Raw genomic sequence first — 18676 nt, forward strand, 5'->3', positions numbered from 1 at the left:
AAAAGATGAAACGATGTAGCTGGGTAAAAGAGAATAACCCTTTATATGTCGCTTATCATGACCAAGAGTGGGGGATTCCTTTGCATGATGAGCGGGCTTTATTTGAGTTGCTCTGCCTAGAGACCTATCAGGCAGGACTGTCTTGGGAGACTATTCTCAATAAACGAGCAGCCTTCCGACAAGCTTTTCATGGCTATGATGTTCATCAGGTGGCAGTCATGACAGATGCGGAGTTAGAAGGTATTTTACAAAATCCTGCCGTCGTCCGAAATCGTCGGAAAATCTATGCAACACGTGCCAACGCCCAAGCTTTTTTGAAAATACAGGCAGAATTTGGCAGTTTTGATCATTATCTCTGGTCTTTTGTAGACTTTACACCGATTGACAATCCTGTAAAGGACTACAGACTTGCTCCATCTAAAACGTCACTGTCCGAAGAAGTAGCTAAAGACATGAAGAGACGAGGCTTCGAGTTTGTAGGACCAGTCTGTGTCTATTCTTTCCTGCAGGCGGCAGGTCTCGCCAATGACCATGAGGAGACTTGCGATTTTAATCCAGCAAGAAAAACAATCAAACGATGTTAATAGCTTTGCTATTTTTTATGTGAGCAGTCAGTGCAATATTTATTGACCGATACTGTTTTATACTTTTCGTAATGTTACTGTATTTATGATGATATGACATCACTACAAAACCATGACCAAAGTTCCAATCGTAATCAAAATGCTGCCAATCAAGGATTTCATAGTAAAATCCTCGTGGAGAAAGATAAAAGCAAGAATGAGTGTGAGGACAACACTAAGCTTATCAATAGGAACGACCTTGGAGGCTTCTCCCTCCTGCAATGCTCGGTAATAACAGAGCCAGGAAGCGCCTGTCGCTAATCCAGATAAAATCAAGAAAATCCAACTTTTCTTGCTGATGTTAGCAAGACCGAGTTGCCCTTTTGTCAAAAAGACCATACCCCAAGCCATTAAAACAACGACCACTGTCCGAATAGCTGTCGCTAGATTAGAATTGACACCAGAAATCCCGATTTTGGCTAAGATAGATGTCAGTGCTGCAAATAAAGCAGAAAGAAATGCAAAAACTGCCCACATCATTAAATCTCCTTAAAAGTTTTGTTTTCTTTATTTTATCACATTTGAGTCTATCTAACACAGCAAACTAAAGGCACTCAGGCAGTACAAAATTGTCTGTTTTTTATATAAACCCTAGTTTTGCTAAGCTAATCCTCATTTTTGAAGAGGCTGGGGCGAAAGTCTCCAACTTCAAAGTATATAAAGCGATAAATCAATGATATAGTAGCTGATTACTCAAAGCACGGCTTTGTGGTGATGCGAAGCAAGTCTCAGGGTATTAGCTTTTCAAGCTCGCAAAAACAATTTTGACGAAAACTTTATTTTCTTTATCCACCGTCTCAACAGTCTCCCAGACTGTTGAGCAAGCTTGCGGAGGTGAGATTACGAACTAAAAATTTTCAAGATGAGTTCTACCTCACTCCCATAATCGAGGTAATCATATTATTGATGTGACACAATTATAGTTATAAATTAGAAGGCTGGCAATTCCAGACTTTTTCTTTTTGAAAAATTCTTAGTCTTATCAATTTGCTTACAGATTCTTTTCTTAAAATGAAGTTTTTAAGATTTTTTGTGATAAAATAAAATCAATTGCGAATAGTAAAGTAGGAGGTTCTATGAAAGCAGAAATTATTGCTGTGGGTACTGAAATTCTGACAGGTCAGATTGTCAATACAAATGCCCGATTTTTATCGGAAAAATTAGCGAGTCTGGGTATAGATGTGTATTTCCAAACAGCGGTTGGAGATAATGAAGCTCGTCTGTTATCCATTTTAGAAATTGCTCGAAATCGTAGTAATTTGGTCATCTTAACTGGAGGATTAGGCCCAACAGAAGATGACTTGACTAAGCAGACTTTGGCAAAATTCTTAAATCGTAGGTTGGTATTTGACCGAATGGCTACGGAGAAATTGGACCGCTTTTTCGCAAGTCGACCGGATTATGCTCGAACACCAAACAATGAGCGACAAGCTCAGATAGTGGAAGGCTCGACTCCTCTACAAAATGAAACTGGGCTTGCAGTAGGAGGCGTGATTGAGGTCAGTGGCGTGACTTATGTTGTTCTACCTGGTCCGCCTAGTGAATTAAAACCTATGGTGAACAATAAGCTGGTTCCACTTTTAGCGACTGGTCAAAAATTGTATTCAAGAGTCTTACGTTTCTTTGGTATCGGTGAAAGTCAATTAGTAACCCTTTTAGGAGATTTAATTGATAATCAGACCGATCCGACCATTGCTCCTTATGCTAAGACGGGAGAGGTGACATTGCGATTGTCCACCAAGGCTACTAATCAAAAGGAAGCAGATATTAAGTTTGCTCATTTAGAAAAGAAAATTTTAGCAGTACAGACTTTTGAGAAACAACATTTAGCAGACCTTTTCTACGCTTATGGAGATAATAATTCTCTGGGGCAAACAGCTTTTGAACTGCTGAGAAGAGCAGGAAAGACCGTCACAGCAGCTGAAAGTTTGACTGCAGGACTCTTTCAAGCAACTTTGGCAAACTTTGCTGGATCCTCCAATGTTTTTAGTGGTGGCTTTGTTACCTACAGTATGGAGGAAAAGAGCCGAATGCTGGGCATTCCCTTGGCAGACTTAGAAAAGTATGGGGTAGTTTCAGCTTTTACAGCGGAGAAAATGGCTGAGCAGGCAAGAAAATTGACCGCTAGTGACTATGCGGTGAGCTTGACAGGTGTGGCAGGTCCAGACAGCTTAGAAGGACATCCAGCAGGGACAGTTTATATCGGCTTAGCAACTACAGAGGATGTTCAGTCTATTAAGGTTAATATTGCGGGTCGCAGTCGGACAGATGTACGTAAAATAGCCGTTCTGCATACTTTCAATCTGCTGCGAAAAACTTTATTAAAAAACGAAAATATGCTATAATAATTAGATAGGCAAAAAATAATTTATCACTATACAGGAGAAATAAATGGCGAAAAAACAAAAAAAATTAGAAGAAATTTCAAAGAAATTTGGCGAGGAACGTCAAAAAGCGCTAGATACTGCACTTAAAAATATTGAAAAAGATTTTGGTAAAGGAGCGATTATGCGCCTAGGTGAGCGCGCTGAACAAAAAGTTCAAGTCATGAGTTCAGGTAGCTTGGCGCTAGATATCGCTCTTGGTGCAGGAGGGTATCCAAAGGGGCGGATTATTGAAATCTATGGACCAGAGTCTTCTGGTAAGACGACCGTAGCTCTTCATGCAGTAGCGCAAGCTCAAAAAGAAGGCGGTATTGCAGCTTTTATTGATGCAGAACACGCTCTTGACCCGGCTTATGCACAAGCCCTTGGAGTTAATATTGATGAACTCTTACTTTCTCAGCCAGACTCTGGTGAGCAAGGTCTTGAGATTGCTGGGAAATTGATTGACTCTGGTGCGGTAGATTTGGTAGTTATTGACTCCGTGGCAGCCCTCGTACCACGTGCTGAGATTGATGGAGACATTGGAGATAGTCACGTTGGCTTGCAAGCGCGGATGATGAGTCAAGCTATGCGTAAATTGTCTGCTTCTATTAACAAAACGAAGACAATTGCGATTTTCATCAACCAATTGCGTGAAAAAGTTGGTATTATGTTTGGAAATCCAGAAACAACACCTGGTGGTCGTGCCTTGAAATTCTATGCGTCTGTTCGTTTAGATGTTCGTGGAAATACCCAAATCAAGGGGACTGGTGATGAGAAAGATACCAATGTTGGTAAGGAAACCAAGATTAAGGTTGTGAAGAATAAGGTTGCTCCGCCATTCAAGGAAGCTTTCGTAGAAATCATGTATGGTGAAGGAATTTCTAAAACAGGCGAGTTGATTAAAATTGCGACAGACCTTGATATTATCAAAAAAGCGGGTGCTTGGTATTCTTATAATGATGAAAAGATTGGTCAAGGGTCTGAAAATGCTAAGAAATACTTGGTAGATCATCCAGAAATTTTTGATGAAATTGATTATAAAGTTCGAGTGCATTACGGTTTGATTGAGGATGATGCTGAAGATGAAAAAAATGCAGAAGCAACTAAATCAGCAAACAAGGTGGAGGAAGTCACACTAGATTTGGATGACACGATTGAGATTGAGGAATAATTTTTTAAAAATAGGTCGCAAGACGGAGGGATTTTGTGGTATAATATAGTATGATAATAGTACCGTGTGGCGAAAGGAGTACTTACATGATTACAATTTATACTGTCTCAAGTTGCACTAGTTGTAAAAAAGCAAAAACATGGCTCAATGCTCACCAGTTAACTTATAAAGAACAAAATCTTGGTAAAGAAGGAATTACAAAAGAAGAGTTATTAGATATTCTAACAAAAACTGAAAATGGGGTTGCAAGCATTGTTTCTTCAAAAAATCGTTATGCAAAAGGCTTAGGTGTAGATATTGAAGAATTAAGTGTGAGTGAAGTGATTGACTTGATTATGGAAACTCCACGCATCTTGAAAAGCCCTATTTTAGTAGATGACAAGCGCCTACAAGTGGGCTACAAAGAAGATGATATTCGTGCATTCTTACCTCGCTCGGTTCGTAATGTTGAAAATACAGAAGCGCGTTTACGCGCGGCCTTGTAAAGAGTGGAATTTCCACTCTTTTTTATTTCGATGTTTATTGATATTAAAAATATGATAAAATAAAGAATGAGGAGGAGTTAATCCATGAAAAGAAGCCTGATTCTATTAACCATTATTCTTACAGTCTTAGCAGGATGTGGTCAAAAAAAAGAAACAAAATCAAAAACAAGCAAGCAATCAATTGATAGTACGTTGCCAGTTATTGCAAACGCTGAAAAAGAAACAGTTGTGACAAAAACCTTATCATTCCCTAAAACAGCTGAAGGGATTCAACAAACACAAACAATTACTTACAAAGGCGATCAATTTTTAAGTTTAACGATTGAGCAAATCATGCCGATGAAAGAAGAAATGAAAAAAGTAGTTGCGGAAGTTGGAGTTGCTGAAGCGCAAAAATTATTGGAGAAATCTTTGGCTGAAGATGAAAAATTTACACAAGCAAAAAGTTTGGAAGGTTTTTCGACCTCTTTGGAAATTATAAATGATCAAGAATTGAAGCGAGTTCATACTTTTGATTTTCAAGTTTTGGATGTTAATAAGGCCGCTGATACTGAATATTTAAAAAATATGAAATTAAAAGAATTTTTAAAAATGAAACCAAAAGAATATGTTGAAAATCAGATTGCGAGTGGTGCAACGGAAGTCAATCAATAACTGTCAATCATTGGTTGCCTTTTTAGACAGGCCGTTTTGACAACGCTTACAAAAGATGGTATACTATTCTTATAAAGCTCTAAAATACAAGGAGGATATTTTTATGAGAAAATCGGTTGTTTTGTTAGGAGCAAGTTTGTTGCTGCTCACAGCTTGTGGTCAAAAATCCGGTCAGAATCAGTCAGGGGATAGTAAGACTGGTTCGAGTGTTGTGAAAAAGGATTCTGTTGTGACCAAGTCTTTTCAACAAAAACAGACTGTCCAAGGGATTGAACAAACACTTACGCAAACTATTTCTTATGAAGGAAAAACCTTTAAGAAGTTTGTGATAAATCTTGAACAAATACTTCCTGAAAATATGAAGAGTGTATTAGCGGGTCAAGATTTAGAAAGCACTAAGCCGCACTTGATTTCTGCTTTTGAAAAGGCCGCAGGATTGGATAAATTTAAGTCTTTGGGCGGTGTTGATGTTAAAACAGACATTACAAAAGACTATATTATTAAAGTTACAATCAATATTGATATGAGCAAAATCAACCTTGATGAAGCATCAAAACTAGATACATATGGCTCTATGTTTTCAACTATTAAAAATTTAACACCAAAACAATATATTGAGTCTGTCAAGGCAGCTGGAGCTAAAGAAGTTGCAAATCCATGATTTTATAGGTGTATAATGAAACAAAAAGAGGCTGGGACAAAAGTCCTTAACCTCGTCAGATTTTTATGAGTTTCTTGCAAGTTGCAGCGGTTGAGTGGGTTCTATGCGGTTGATAAATCAACCTTTACAGCCCTACTCAACTGTGCGGGGGTGGGACGACAAAATCAAATTTCTTCGAAATTACCGATTTTTGTCCCACTCCCTTTTTCAACCTCTTTCATTTGTGAAAAGTATTGAAATGTGCTATAATATGGGTATTCTAGTGAAAGAAGGTGTAATTGTGGGATTTACAGATGAGACAGTACGTTTTAATCTTGATGATTCAAACAAAAAAGAGATTAGTGAAACATTGAAAGATGTCTATGTGTCGCTGAATGAAAAAGGTTATAACCCAATCAACCAAATCGTGGGATACGTGCTTAGTGGTGATCCTGCGTATGTACCTCGCTATAATAATGCACGAAATCAAATTCGTAAATATGAACGTGATGAGATTGTAGAAGAATTAGTTCGTTATTATTTGAAAGGGCAAGGCATTGATCTCTAATGAGAATTATGGGGTTAGATGTTGGTTCAAAAACAGTTGGTGTCGCAGTTAGTGATCCACTTGGTTTTACAGCTCAAGGACTTGAAATTATTCCTATTGATGAAGAAAAAGGGGAATTTGGTTTTGATCGTTTGAGTGAGCTTGTAAAAGAATATAAGGTTAATAAGTTCGTTGTAGGACTCCCTAAAAATATGAACAATACAAGCGGACCACGTGTAGAAGCAAGTCAAACTTATGGTGCTAAGATTGAGCAATTATTTCATTTGCCAGTTGAATACCAAGATGAGCGTCTAACAACGGTAGCTGCGGAAAGAATGCTGATTGAGCAAGCGGATGTGAGCAGAAAGAAGCGAAAAAAAGTGATTGATAAGCTCGCAGCGCAGCTCATATTGCAGAATTATTTAGATCGAAATTTTTAATAATAAAGGAGAAAACATGGCACACGATCATAACCATGACCATGAACACGAAGAGCGTGAGTTGATTACGCTAGTAGACGAGCAAGGAAATGAAACTTTGTTTGAAATTCTCTTGACCATTGACGGAAAAGAAGAATTTGGTAAAAACTATGTTCTCTTAATTCCAGCTAGCGCAGAAGAAGATGAAAATGGCGAGGTAGAAATTCAAGCTTACTCGTTTACTGAAAATGAGGACGGAACAGAAGGCGATTTGCAACCAATCCCAGAAGATTCAGATGCTGAATGGGATATGATTGAAGAAGTTTTCAATAGCTTTATGGAAGAATAAAAATTGCGTACACTAGCTTTTCGTATTACAGACGATGAAGAGATTAAAAGGCTGTGTGAATCGTTATTTTATGGTATACGAATGAGTGGTTGGTTAATTCCCATGTGGAGCAAGAGTTCCAGCCATTCAAGTAAATTGTGGGGTGTGACATGAACCAAAGTCTGGTTCTGTTTCACTCCCTTTTTGCTGGGAGAAGAATATGAATGAAATTGAAACGTGGCTAGAGAGTCGCATTGGTTTAAATTTTCGCTCTGGTTTAGAGCGAATGAGACAGGCTATAAGTCTTTTGGATCATCCGGAAGAAAATTATCCCATTATTCATGTGACAGGAACGAACGGAAAAGGCTCAAGCATTGCTTTTATGAGTCAATTATTTGCAGAGCATAAAAAGAAGGTGGGAACCTTTACGTCACCTCATATGGTGAGCATTTATGATCGGATTTGTGTCAATCATAAACCAATCTCTGACAAGGATTTTGTTAGAATTGGGCGCCGTATTCAAGCAATGGAAAGGCAACTTTTGCGGACACAAGATTCATTATCTTATTTTGAAATTTTAACACTCATAGCTTTATTGTATTTCGAAGAAGAGCAGGTAGATGTGGCTTTAATTGAGGTGGGAATTGGTGGACTTTTAGATGCAACAAATGTAGTGATAGGAGATGTTGCGGTTGTAACGTCTGTAGGATTGGATCATCAAGAAACATTAGGAGACTCCATAGTAGCAATTGCGGAGCAGAAAGCAGGAATTTTCAAGAAAAAGGAACGAGCTGTTATCGGGCCGCTGGCTGAAGAAGCTAGAAGGGTCTGCGAATTGCGCGCAGATGAGTTGGGAGTTGTTTTGTATGAATACGGTAGGGATTTTTCATTTTCAAAAGGACAATTTTCTAATCAAGATAAAATGATAGTTGGTTTACAGCTGGGTCTCAAAGGTACTTATCAGGAAGAAAATGCAGCTGTTGCTTTGCAAAGTTTTCTTTTATTCATGAAACAGCAAAATTGGCAACCACAAGTAAAATGGATACGCAAGGCTTTGCAAGAGACCCATTGGGCAGGGAGACTGGAATATTTTGAGAGAAGAATTTATTTGGACGGGGCTCACAATTTACCCGCTTTGTCACGTTTGGTGGAGTTTATTCGCCAGCAAGGACAAAAAGAAATCTTTCTCTTATTCGGTGCTTTGAAACGCAAAAATTATCAGGGGATGCTGTCTTATCTTCAGCAGGAATTGCCTCATGTGCAGTTGTTCGTAACGACTTTTGAGGATGACGGTGCAGCAAATGAACAGGACTTTACAAATGGTCTCTACATTGCCTCTTATCAGGACTTTATCGAACAATTTATTAAAAGCGCTAATGACAATCAGCTCCTTTTTGTAACAGGTTCTCTTTATTTTATTGCGGAAGTTCGTGCTTTTCTTTTGGAGAAAGAAATTGACTGATTAGAATGGTGAATGGTATAATAGAAATGCAGGTAAAGGAGGGGAAAATGGCACATTTAAAGAAATTCAGCTACGTCATATTTTTTCTGATAGGACTTATCATTTTGACATCGTGTACCAAGTCTAACCAAACTTCACCGTCCTCTCAATCTGTCTCAAGCAGCCAATCAACTACAGTCTCAAGTGAGAGTAGTGATTCGCCAACTATTGCAGAAAATTCGTCAGAAAAATTAGACGGTACTTATAAAGGTATGGACGAAGAAGATGAGATTACTTTGGTTATCAAAGGAAATGGTGGTACGTGGACAGAAAAAGAGCCAAACGGTAAAGAGAAAGTAAAACAGGTGAGCATTGATCCGACAAATCAGCGAATGACGATTGGTGATGACATTGAGCGTTATATGATTGATGGCAAACGGTTAACGATTGAGGATATTGAGCAAGAAAATGGAGAAAATGATACGGTCGTTTTAACGAAGCAATAACTTGTCTAATGTTGGTGCAAAATTTCTTGATAAAAATTTGATATGAGTTTGCGAGAACAAGGACGCGTTGGACTTTAAGTTTATTGATTCATACAAGTCGATATGAGAGGCTGCATTTGTTTTAGTGAATTATTCACAAAGGGGCTTGCTTCATGAACTTTATCTGTTGCTTCTAACCGCTTTCTAAATTGGTAGTGGACAACAATCAGTATTCTAGTTAAAATGTAGAGATAGGGGGTAGGAGAGAAAGTGGCTGGTTACGAACCACAACTTTTCTTTTACTCTTTTTTGCTCTAATGAAAAAATACTTTGAATATCGAAGAATGAGTGATTCTGGCTTGATTTATTAGGAAATCCCCGTTATACTAGTACTAAGTAAAAACAGGGAGAGAAAATGAATCTTAGGAAATTTCAGCTATTGATGTCAAAATATGGTTTCAGTATTATTATCATGTTACTAGAACTTGCGCTCATTTTTTGGTTTTTCTTTTGGCTTGGTCGCTGGACACCTACTTTATGGATTGTCTTTGTGATTTTATTCAGCTTGGCAACGATTTTAGCGATTGTCAATCGTTCAATGACACCGGAAAGTAAAGTAACTTGGCTCTTGGTAGCGTTTGTTCCAGTCATTGGCTCCTTGCTTTATTTGATGTTTGGCGAGCGCCGATTATCCAGAAGTGAACTGAAACAGCTAAAAAATATGGATCAGATGAAATTTCGTGAGGACAATAGCTATGAGTTGCGGTTAGACTTGAAAAAAACAGATAAATCAGCTTACGGGATTATTAAGTCGCTTCTCAGCATGGATCATAATGCGGATGTTTACGACGGCACGGAATCGCAATTTTTCCCTTTGGGAGAAGAGATGTTCCAGAAAATGCTGGAAGATTTACGCAAAGCAGAAAAATTTATTTTTTTAGAATATTACATTGTGGAAGAAGGTATCATGTGGAATAGTATTTTGGATATTCTGCGTGAAAAGGCAGTCCAAGGTGTGGAAGTGAAAATGCTCTATGATGACATTGGCTGTATGGCAACTCTTCCGGGAGATTATACCAGCCGATTGCAGGCTATGGGGATTGACGCTCATAAGTTTAACAAAGTGATTCCGCGGATGACGGTGGCTTATAATAATCGAGATCATCGTAAAATTCTCGTCGTTGACGGGCAGATTGGCTATACTGGTGGCATCAATCTGGCAGATGAATATATCAATCACATCGAGCGATTTGGTCACTGGAAAGACGGTGGGATTCGTCTGAACGGGCGCGCTGTAAAAGCCTTGACACGGCTGTTTCTGATGAACTGGTATATCAACCGTGGGAAAATCAGTGATTTCGATCGCTATCATTTGGACAACAAAGCTGTAGATGCGTCAGGGCTCTATATTCCGTATGGAAGCGGCCCGAAGCCCATGTATAAAGCTCAAGTGGGTAAAAATGTCTATCAAAATATAATCAGCCAGGCGACAGATTATGTGTATATTGCCACGCCGTATTTAATCATTGATTATGATTTGACGGAAGACATCAAAAATGCTGCTATGCGGGGGGTAGATGTCCGCATTGTGACACCTTATATTCCAGATAAAAAAATCATTCAGCTTATTACGCGAGGAGCTTATCCGGATTTAATGGCGGCTGGGGTTCGGATTTATGAGTATACACCGGGCTTTATTCACAGTAAGCATGTAGTGGCTGATGATGATTTTGGTGTTGTCGGAACAATCAATTTTGATTACCGCAGCTTAGTTCATCACTATGAAAATGCTGTTTTGATGTATAAAACGCCTGCTATGTTTGACTTGAAGCGAGATTTTGAGGAATTGTTTGAAACCTCACAAGAAATACATGAAGATACCATTAAAAATACCTGGTATCAACGCTTGATTAAAGAAATTGTCGAATTATTTGCACCGATGCTATAAAATTTCTCTTGTAATGAGAGGAATTTTTCTTTTTTACGAATAATCTAGTAAAAGGAGGCAGAATGGTTATCGATTTAACAAGTGAAGAAAAAGAATTTTTGAAAGAGTATGCGGCTGTAAGTTATCATCGTTTTCGAGAATTGGAATACTACACTTTACTTTTGCAAAAGATGAAGAATGTGTCAGAATCAAGCTGACAGATAGAGGAGATTTTGATATACTAGATAGGACTGATATCAAGGAGAACCTTTATGTACGACACAATGACTGAACAAGAACCAGTAGTAGAGAGAGTTCACGAAGAGAGTGAGCAGAAAAAAGTTTTTATAGAACCTGCGTCAACGCCCTTTGTCGTTTTATTTTTGTGGAGCTTATTATTGAGCGTTTTAAGTGTTGCCAATCCATTTTTGACCAACCTTGCTACTAATCTGCAATCTCAAAATTTATATGCAGGTTGGGCAATGGCGCAAGGTCAGGTTATTTATGGAAATATTTATGGAACGAGTGGTCTGCTTTATTATCTAGCTAATTGGGCGGGTAGTCTCTTCATGGGCAATATTTTCTTTGCGGCAATGCAATGCTTGGCTTTGTTTGTTGCAGGAATTTATCTGTTTAAAATTGTATATCAATTAACGGCTGTAAAAAACACTTCTATCAAAATCCTTTCTTTATTCTATTGTTTGACGCTCGCTTTAGGCTGGGGCGGCTTATACTCTAGTATTTTTGCTTTCCCATTTGTCTTTGGGTCGCTGTACTTTCTGATGCGTTATGTGACAGGAGAAGCAAGCGACAGAGGTTTTATTGGCTTTGGAGCACTTGGTGCGCTGATGTTTATGATTGATCCGGTGACGAGCCTTGTATTTTATTTGGTGACTTTCCTTGCTCTGCTAGTTTATAATATTTGGGCAAAGAAAAAAGCGCGCGGCCTGTATCAATTATTTGCCATTTTGGTAGGATTCTCGCTTGTATTTTATCCGCTAGGTTATTATACGGTTTTGAATGGCAGTTTTGGGCTTGCCATAAGCCAGATTCTTTATCCTTGGGATAGCTTGCATTTTTCAGGACAGCATTTATTGTACAATGGTTTGCTTTATGGAGGACTTATTATTGGACTTGGTATAGTTGTGACTTGGGTGAGAAGTTTTTCATTGCCAGCAAATTCTTTGGAACGTTTCCTGCAGCTATTTAGTTTTTTCGCGTCCTTAATTTTAGTTTTATTTGTTTTCTTTTTACCAGATCAAGGCGCTTATCAGCTGTTGCCTGTTTTACCATTCTTCCTGATTCTGCTCAGTATGTGGTTAGGAAAAAGTAAACTTAAAAGAGGTGGACGTCATAGCCGTGTACAAAAATCTACATCTATTTTAGGAACGTATGTTGCAAAGAATGCTTTTTTACCGCTTCTAGCCATGATTTACTTAATTGGTTTTCCGTTTGTCAATCAGTATGTTTTATCGACAGGCGAAACAAGTGAGCGTATTTCTGCGGCAAATTATATCAAGAGCAAATCAAAGAATACTGATAAAATCTATGCTTGGGACACAACGGCAGCTCTCTACCAAGCGAGTGGGCGCCTATCTGCGGTACCGATTTTAACCCCTAGCTTGTACCAAGGAACAGATGAAAATCAAATATCCCTAGTGAATAACTTGAAAGAAACGCCCCCAGCTTATATTTTGGTCAACAATCAAGTGTCTCTTCTGCAAGATATCAAAAAACAATTAAAAGAAAATTATCAGCAGACAGACCTAAAACTCAATCATTTCAAGCTCTATAAGTTGAAATAACAAATCAATATCTTGTGTTTAAAATAAAATTTAAAGTTTTTCACCACAAGATATTGATTTTTTTTATTGGAGTGATATAATATGTTTTATACGAATGGAGGAGCTCATGATTGCATTAAAAGAAGAAACAGTACAAGGATTTGCTGATATTTATGTAGAAAAACGTGACGGTCGTCGTGTGGCGTTTGACGCAGACAAGATCTACAAAGCTCTTGTCAAGGCTAGCCAAGAAGTAACGACGATGACTCCGTTGTTAGAAGCAAAACTTGAAGGTATTACCAATAAAATCGTAGCAGAAGTGATTTCACGTTTTCCTGCGGGCGTTAAAATCTATGAAATTCAAAATATCGTGGAACACGAATTACTGAATGCCAATGAATACGCCATTGCAGAAAGTTATATTACTTACCGTACCCAACGCGATTTTGCGCGTTCAAAAGCAACAGATATCAACTTCACAATCGGCAAATTGCTGAATAAAGATCAAGCGGTTGTCAATGAAAATGCCAACAAGGACAGCGATGTTTTCAATACTCAACGTGATTTGACGGCGGGAATTGTTGGGAAATCGATTGGTTTGCAAATGCTGCCACCACATGTGGCAAATGCACACCAAAAAGGAGACATCCACTATCACGATTTGGATTACAGTCCTTATACACCGATGACGAATTGCTGTTTGATTGATTTTAAGGGCATGTTGGCAAATGGCTTTAAGATTGGAAATGCTGAAGTCGAAAGTCCGAAATCCATTCAAACAGCGACTGCGCAAATCTCTCAAATCATTGCAAACGTAGCTTCTAGTCAATATGGTGGTTGCTCTGCTGACCGAATTGATGAAGTTTTGGCGCCTTATGCTGAAAAAAATTATGAAAAACATTTGAAGGATGCACGTGAATGGGTGCTTCCTGAAAAGCAAGAAGAGTTTGCCTGGACAAAGACTAAAAAAGACATTTATGATGCCATGCAATCTTTGGAGTATGAAATCAATACCTTGTTTACATCAAATGGACAAACGCCATTTACCTCACTTGGTTTTGGACTTGGAACCAATCGTTTTGAGCGTGAAATTCAAAAAGCTATTCTTCAAATCCGCATCAAAGGTCTTGGCTCTGAGCGCCGTACAGCCATCTTCCCTAAATTGATTTTTACATTGAAGCGTGGCTTGAATTTGGAACCTGGTAGTCCAAACTACGACATTAAGCAGTTGGCCTTGGAATGCGCTACGAAGCGGATGTATCCAGATGTCTTGTCTTACGACAAGATTGTGGAATTAACGGGTTCTTTCAAAGTTCCAATGGGCTGCCGCTCGTTCTTACAAGGTTGGAAAGATGAAAATGGACAAGAAGTCAATTCTGGTCGTATGAATCTTGGGGTTGTAACTGTCAACCTTCCAAGAATTGCCCTCGAATCTGAAGGCAACATGGATAAATTCTGGGAAATCTTCAATGAACGGATGAATATCGCTGAAGATGCTCTTGTCTATCGTGTGGAACGTACAAAAGAAGCGACGCCAGCTAATGCTCCTATCCTTTATCAATATGGCGCTTTTGGGCAACGTCTTGGTAAATATGACAAGGTAGATCAACTCTTTAAACATCGCAGAGCAACGGTTTCTCTTGGCTATATCGGTCTGTATGAAGTAGCGACTGTCTTTTATGGTGGTGAATGGGAACACAATCCAGAAGCTAAGAAATTTACAGTAGACATTGTTCGTGAAATGAAACGCCGTGTCGAAGAGTGGTCTGACCAATATGATTATCACTTCTCAGTTTACTCCACACCGTCTGAAAGTCTGACCGACCGCTTCTGTCGTCTGGATACAGAAAAATTTGGTCTGGTAAAAGATATTACAGATAAGGAATACTATACGAATAGTTTCCACTATGATGTCCGTAAAAATCCGACACCGTTTGAAAAATTAGATTTTGAAAAAGATTATCCAGCGGCCGGGGCTTCAGGAGGCTTTATTCACTACTGTGAATATCCTGTTCTACAACAAAATCCGAAAGCACTCGAATCAGTCTGGGACTATGCTTACGATTGTGTGGGCTATCTGGGAACCAATACTCCGATTGACCATTGTTATAAGTGCGATTTTGAAGGGGATTTCACGCCAACAGAACGTGGATTTACTTGTCCAAACTGTGGCAATAGCGATCCTAAGACAGTTGATGTTGTCAAGCGAACTTGTGGTTATCTTGGAAATCCTCAAGCCCGTCCGATGGTAAATGGACGTCACAAGGAGATTTCAGCTCGTGTTAAACACATGAATGGTTCAACAATCAAGTTCGAAGGACATCATGTAGAAAAGTAGGAATTCTAATGGGAAAATATCAATTAGACGATAAGGGCAAGGCACAAGTGACACGCTATCATGAAAAGCATTCCAAAGGCGGAGTCAATAAAAAAGATCGTGTTGCAAATTTGCGAGAACAATTCTTACAAAAAACAAAGAAAAAATAGGAGAAAGAGTGAGGTTTGCATGAAGCTAGTCTCACTCTATTTCTATCAAGGTGAGAAAAATGGAATTAAGACGACCAAGATTAGAAGATAAAGAGGCGGTGATAGACCTCATACTAGAATTTGAAAGGTCGAATGCTGCACACGATGGCGGTTTTTGGGACAAGGAAAATTTCGTTTATGAAGATTGGATTGCTGGAAACCAAGATGCGGAAATGGGTCTCAATATTCCTAATACATGGGTGCCGGCTATACAGTTTGTTGCCTTTGATAAAGGACAGGCTGTTGGCTTTCTAAATTTACGCTTGCGTCTGAATGAACATTTACGCGGACATGGCGGTCATATTGGTTATAGCGTTCGTCCAATTATGCAGGGGAAGGGCTATGCGACCGCTATGTTGAAAGAAGGGCTTCTTGTCGCTGCTTCAAAGAATATCCACCGAGTGCTAGTTAGTTGTGCGGAGGACAATTCTGCTAGTAGGGCAGTTATTTTAAAAAACGGGGGCATATTAGAAGACATCCGACAGGGCACCGAACGCTATTGGATAGATTTGAATTAGGAGTAATTTATGGAATTACGAAGACCAGAATTGGCAGATAAAGAAGCGATACTTGAAATGATTGCAGAATACAAAGAGCAGGGGCTTCTCATGAATGGCGGTGTAGAAAGCACTTGGGCATGTGCAGAAAATTACGAAGATTGGTTGCAAATCAATCGTGATCAAGAGGCAGGACTGAATTTGAAAGAAGGGTGTGTTCCAGCTATTTTGTTTGCTTCCTTTGCAGATGATCGTGCATTAGGTTTTTTAGGGCTTCGTATGACACTAAATGATTTTTACTTAGAGTTGGGCGGGCATATTGGCTATGGCATTCGGCCTAGTGAGCGGGGGAAAGGGTATGGTAAACAACAATTAGCCTTGGCTTTACTTGAAGCCAAAAAATTAGCGCTCTCTCCCGTTCTGATTACTTGCGATATGGATAATGCTGCTAGTCGAGCAGTGATTTTGGCCAATGGTGGAGTGTTGGAAAATGTACGAGCTAGGAAAGAGCGTTATTGGATAGAGTTGGGGTAGAAAAATGACATGGAATACACCGAAACCAGGTGAGTGGAAAAGTGAAGAGTTAAGCAAGGGGCGCATTATTGACTACAAAGCTTTTAATTTTGTAGATGGCGAAGGAGTGCGTAATTCCCTCTATGTCAGCGGCTGCATGTTTCATTGTGAGGGCTGTTACAATGTAGCAACTTGGTCTTTCAATGCAGGGATTCCTTATACGCATGAGCTGGAAGAGCAAATTATGAAAGATCTAGCAGAGCCCTATGTTCAAGGGTTGACTTTGCTTGGCGGAGAGCCTTTTCTCAATACAGGTATTCTCATTCCCTTGGTTAAGCGGATTCGTAAGGAATTGCCAAATAAAGATATTTGGTCTTGGACGGGCTACACATGGGAAGAAATGATGTTGGAAACACCCGATAAGCTGGAACTGCTGAGTCTTATTGACATCCTGGTCGATGGACGGTTTGACAAAGCCAAGAAAAATCTCATGTTGCAATTTCGTGGTTCTTCTAACCAACGAATCATTGATGTGCAAAAGTCTCTCAAAGCTGGAAAAGTTGTCATCTGGGATAGGCTAAATGACAGCAAAGAAAATTTCGAGCAAGTTAATCGAGATGAAACAGAATAAATTTGAACCAAGGCAGGACTGAATGTTCCTGCTTTTTTGTTGTTTGGAATTGTAACAGCGAAGAACTGCATTGAAAACGCATTTATCATTTAAAGTTTTTGTAATTCTTAAAGAATGTTTAACTTTCAGTTATTTTATGCTATAATAGGGATAATAAAATGAATATTTTTGCATAGGAGTTTCAAATGGTCCAAAAAAGATCGCGCTCTGCTAAGAAGAAAAGCAATCGGATCTTAAATATTGCTTTGCTAGTCATCTTTGCATTGTTAGCAGCATTGTTGATTTTTTCAATGTTCCGATATAACATTTTAGCCTTTCGGTACATGAATGTTTTGGTATCAATCTTGCTAGCAGTTGGAGCACTAGGAACTGGCTTTTTAATTTTTAAAAATAAAGCGCGTGTCACAACGACGATTATACTGATTTTAGCGATTCTGGTAAGTTCAGGTGCGATGTATGCCATTAAAGAAGTGCTGGATTTGTCTAACGGGCTAAATGCAACATCCAACTATTCTGAATATGAAATGAGCGTAGTGGTACCGAAAAATAGCGATATCAAAGATATTAGCCAAGTCAAAAACGTTCTAGCACCAACGGCAAATGATGCAAATAATATCAAGGTATTGACAGATAACCTAGCGCAAACGAAAAAAGTAAACCTGACGGTTGACCAGTCATCTTCTTATCTGACAGCTTATAAGTCTTTGATGAACGGTGAGGCGAAGGCCATGGTGCTAAACAGCGTTTTTGAAAGTGTCATTGAAAACGAATATCCAGACTACGCTTCAAAAATTAAGAAAATCTATACTTACAAGATTAGTAAAAAGATTGAAAACGCTCAGTCACCAGCTACTAATAACGATGTCTTTAACATCTATGTCAGTGGTATTGATACTTATGGTCCCGTTTCATCTGTTTCTCGATCTGATGTGAATATTATCATGACGGTGAATCGCAAAACGAAGAAAGTGTTGTTGACAACAACACCGCGTGACGCCTATGTGCCGATTGCTGATGGTGGCAACAACCAAAATGATAAATTAACGCATGCTGGTATTTATGGCGTGGAAGCGTCTATTCACACATTGGAAAATCTCTACGGCATTAAAACAAATTATTATGTTCGTCTCAATTTCACTTCTTTCCTTAAACTCGTGGATTTGCTAGGTGGAATTGACGTTTATAATGACCAAGAATTTACAAGTTTGCACGGGAATTATCATTTTGGTGTAGGAGATGTTCATCTAAATTCTGAGCAGGCTCTAGGCTTTGTGCGAGAACGATATTCATTGAGCGGCGGAGATAACGACCGTGGTAAAAATCAAGAAAAAGTAATTGCGGCAATTATTAAAAAGTTGACTTCAACACATGCTTTGAAGAATTACAATGAGATTATTTCAGGTTTACAAAATTCAGTTCAAACCAATATGAGTCTTGAAACGATGATGAATCTCATTAATACACAACTAGAATCTGGCGGTAGTTATACTGTGACTTCTCAAGCTGTTACAGGTGAGGGACGGACAGACCTTCCGTCTTATGCTATGCCAGATGCGAATCTTTACATGATGGAATTAAATCAAGATAGCTTGAATGCAGCCAAAGCGGCAATTCAGAAAGTGATGGAAGGTAAATAAGA

Annotated in this window: 21 protein-coding genes; 20 read left to right on the plus strand and 1 reads right to left on the minus strand. The window is 38.9% G+C overall.

Annotated elements, in window-relative coordinates:
* The first annotated feature begins 5 nt into the window (after nucleotides 1–5).
* Nucleotides 6–584, plus strand: a complete 579-nt coding sequence (locus IYQ91_RS04870) for a DNA-3-methyladenine glycosylase I (RefSeq protein ID WP_195673240.1) — start codon at nucleotides 6–8, stop codon at nucleotides 582–584.
* Between the two features lie 102 nt (nucleotides 585–686).
* On the opposite strand, the gene IYQ91_RS04875 is transcribed toward IYQ91_RS04870, so the two are convergent.
* Nucleotides 687–1100 (minus strand): EamA family transporter, encoded by a 414-nt coding sequence (locus tag IYQ91_RS04875; protein ID WP_192876136.1) that lies wholly within the window; start codon nucleotides 1098–1100, stop codon nucleotides 687–689.
* 599 nt (nucleotides 1101–1699) lie between these two features.
* On the opposite strand from IYQ91_RS04875, the gene IYQ91_RS04880 reads away from it, so the two are divergent.
* The 19 genes from IYQ91_RS04880 (at nucleotide 1700) to IYQ91_RS04965 (ending at nucleotide 18674) form a co-directional block, all read left to right on the plus strand.
* Nucleotides 1700–2968, plus strand: a complete 1269-nt coding sequence (locus IYQ91_RS04880; protein WP_195673241.1) for a competence/damage-inducible protein A — start codon at nucleotides 1700–1702, stop codon at nucleotides 2966–2968.
* 46 nt (nucleotides 2969–3014) lie between these two features.
* Nucleotides 3015–4160 (plus strand): recombinase RecA, encoded by a 1146-nt coding sequence (gene recA / locus IYQ91_RS04885; protein ID WP_126467890.1) that lies wholly within the window; start codon nucleotides 3015–3017, stop codon nucleotides 4158–4160.
* Nucleotides 4161–4246: 86 nt separating this feature from the next.
* Nucleotides 4247–4645: a transcriptional regulator Spx gene (gene spx / locus IYQ91_RS04890; RefSeq protein ID WP_003026638.1), complete on the plus strand. Its 399-nt coding sequence runs from the start codon at nucleotides 4247–4249 to the stop codon at nucleotides 4643–4645.
* 84 nt (nucleotides 4646–4729) lie between these two features.
* Nucleotides 4730–5299 (plus strand): SP0191 family lipoprotein, encoded by a 570-nt coding sequence (locus IYQ91_RS04895; protein WP_003026634.1) that lies wholly within the window; start codon nucleotides 4730–4732, stop codon nucleotides 5297–5299.
* A 103-nt stretch (nucleotides 5300–5402) separates the two neighbouring features.
* Nucleotides 5403–5960, plus strand: a complete 558-nt coding sequence (locus IYQ91_RS04900; RefSeq protein ID WP_003026633.1) for an SP0191 family lipoprotein — start codon at nucleotides 5403–5405, stop codon at nucleotides 5958–5960.
* Nucleotides 5961–6240: 280 nt separating this feature from the next.
* Entirely contained in the window at nucleotides 6241–6507 is a 267-nt protein-coding gene (locus tag IYQ91_RS04905; protein ID WP_009569646.1) for an IreB family regulatory phosphoprotein, read from the plus strand.
* Nucleotides 6507–6926, plus strand: a complete 420-nt coding sequence (gene ruvX / locus IYQ91_RS04910) for a Holliday junction resolvase RuvX (RefSeq protein WP_195673242.1) — start codon at nucleotides 6507–6509, stop codon at nucleotides 6924–6926. Before IYQ91_RS04905 ends, ruvX begins: the two co-directional genes overlap by 1 nt.
* 16 nt (nucleotides 6927–6942) lie before the next feature.
* Nucleotides 6943–7254: a DUF1292 domain-containing protein gene (locus tag IYQ91_RS04915; protein WP_003027765.1), complete on the plus strand. Its 312-nt coding sequence runs from the start codon at nucleotides 6943–6945 to the stop codon at nucleotides 7252–7254.
* Between the two features lie 199 nt (nucleotides 7255–7453).
* Entirely contained in the window at nucleotides 7454–8695 is a 1242-nt protein-coding gene (locus IYQ91_RS04920) for a bifunctional folylpolyglutamate synthase/dihydrofolate synthase (RefSeq protein ID WP_195673243.1), read from the plus strand.
* A gap of 47 nt (nucleotides 8696–8742) precedes the next feature.
* Nucleotides 8743–9180 carry an SP_0198 family lipoprotein gene (locus IYQ91_RS04925; protein WP_195673244.1) on the plus strand — a complete coding sequence of 146 codons (438 nt, stop codon included), beginning with the start codon at nucleotides 8743–8745 and terminating at the stop codon, nucleotides 9178–9180.
* Between the two features lie 394 nt (nucleotides 9181–9574).
* Complete coding sequence (gene cls, locus IYQ91_RS04930; RefSeq protein ID WP_195673245.1) at nucleotides 9575–11107, plus strand: cardiolipin synthase; 1533 nt, start codon at nucleotides 9575–9577, stop codon at nucleotides 11105–11107.
* A gap of 62 nt (nucleotides 11108–11169) precedes the next feature.
* On the plus strand, nucleotides 11170–11304 hold the full coding sequence (locus tag IYQ91_RS10080; RefSeq protein ID WP_259274331.1) for a hypothetical protein: 135 nt from the start codon (nucleotides 11170–11172) through the stop codon (nucleotides 11302–11304).
* A 54-nt stretch (nucleotides 11305–11358) separates the two neighbouring features.
* A complete protein-coding gene (locus IYQ91_RS04935; protein ID WP_195673246.1) occupies nucleotides 11359–12891 on the plus strand; it encodes a heme transporter CcmD in 1533 nt (510 codons plus the stop codon).
* A gap of 106 nt (nucleotides 12892–12997) precedes the next feature.
* On the plus strand, nucleotides 12998–15208 hold the full coding sequence (gene nrdD / locus IYQ91_RS04940) for an anaerobic ribonucleoside-triphosphate reductase (RefSeq protein ID WP_195673247.1): 2211 nt from the start codon (nucleotides 12998–13000) through the stop codon (nucleotides 15206–15208).
* 8 nt (nucleotides 15209–15216) lie between these two features.
* Nucleotides 15217–15357: a hypothetical protein gene (locus tag IYQ91_RS04945; RefSeq protein WP_003031250.1), complete on the plus strand. Its 141-nt coding sequence runs from the start codon at nucleotides 15217–15219 to the stop codon at nucleotides 15355–15357.
* Nucleotides 15358–15416: 59 nt separating this feature from the next.
* Nucleotides 15417–15914 (plus strand): GNAT family N-acetyltransferase, encoded by a 498-nt coding sequence (locus IYQ91_RS04950; protein ID WP_195673248.1) that lies wholly within the window; start codon nucleotides 15417–15419, stop codon nucleotides 15912–15914.
* Between the two features lie 9 nt (nucleotides 15915–15923).
* The gene (locus IYQ91_RS04955; protein WP_195673249.1) at nucleotides 15924–16427 is read left to right on the plus strand and encodes a GNAT family N-acetyltransferase; all 504 of its coding nucleotides are present in this window, start codon (nucleotides 15924–15926) and stop codon (nucleotides 16425–16427) included.
* A 4-nt stretch (nucleotides 16428–16431) separates the two neighbouring features.
* Nucleotides 16432–17037: an anaerobic ribonucleoside-triphosphate reductase activating protein gene (nrdG, locus tag IYQ91_RS04960; RefSeq protein WP_195673250.1), complete on the plus strand. Its 606-nt coding sequence runs from the start codon at nucleotides 16432–16434 to the stop codon at nucleotides 17035–17037.
* 185 nt (nucleotides 17038–17222) lie between these two features.
* Complete coding sequence (locus tag IYQ91_RS04965) at nucleotides 17223–18674, plus strand: LCP family protein (protein ID WP_195673251.1); 1452 nt, start codon at nucleotides 17223–17225, stop codon at nucleotides 18672–18674.
* The last annotated feature ends 2 nt before the right edge of the window (nucleotides 18675–18676 follow it).

The sequence above is a fragment of the Streptococcus sp. HF-2466 genome (assembly GCF_015594645.1).
Lineage (GTDB): Bacteria > Bacillota > Bacilli > Lactobacillales > Streptococcaceae > Streptococcus > Streptococcus anginosus.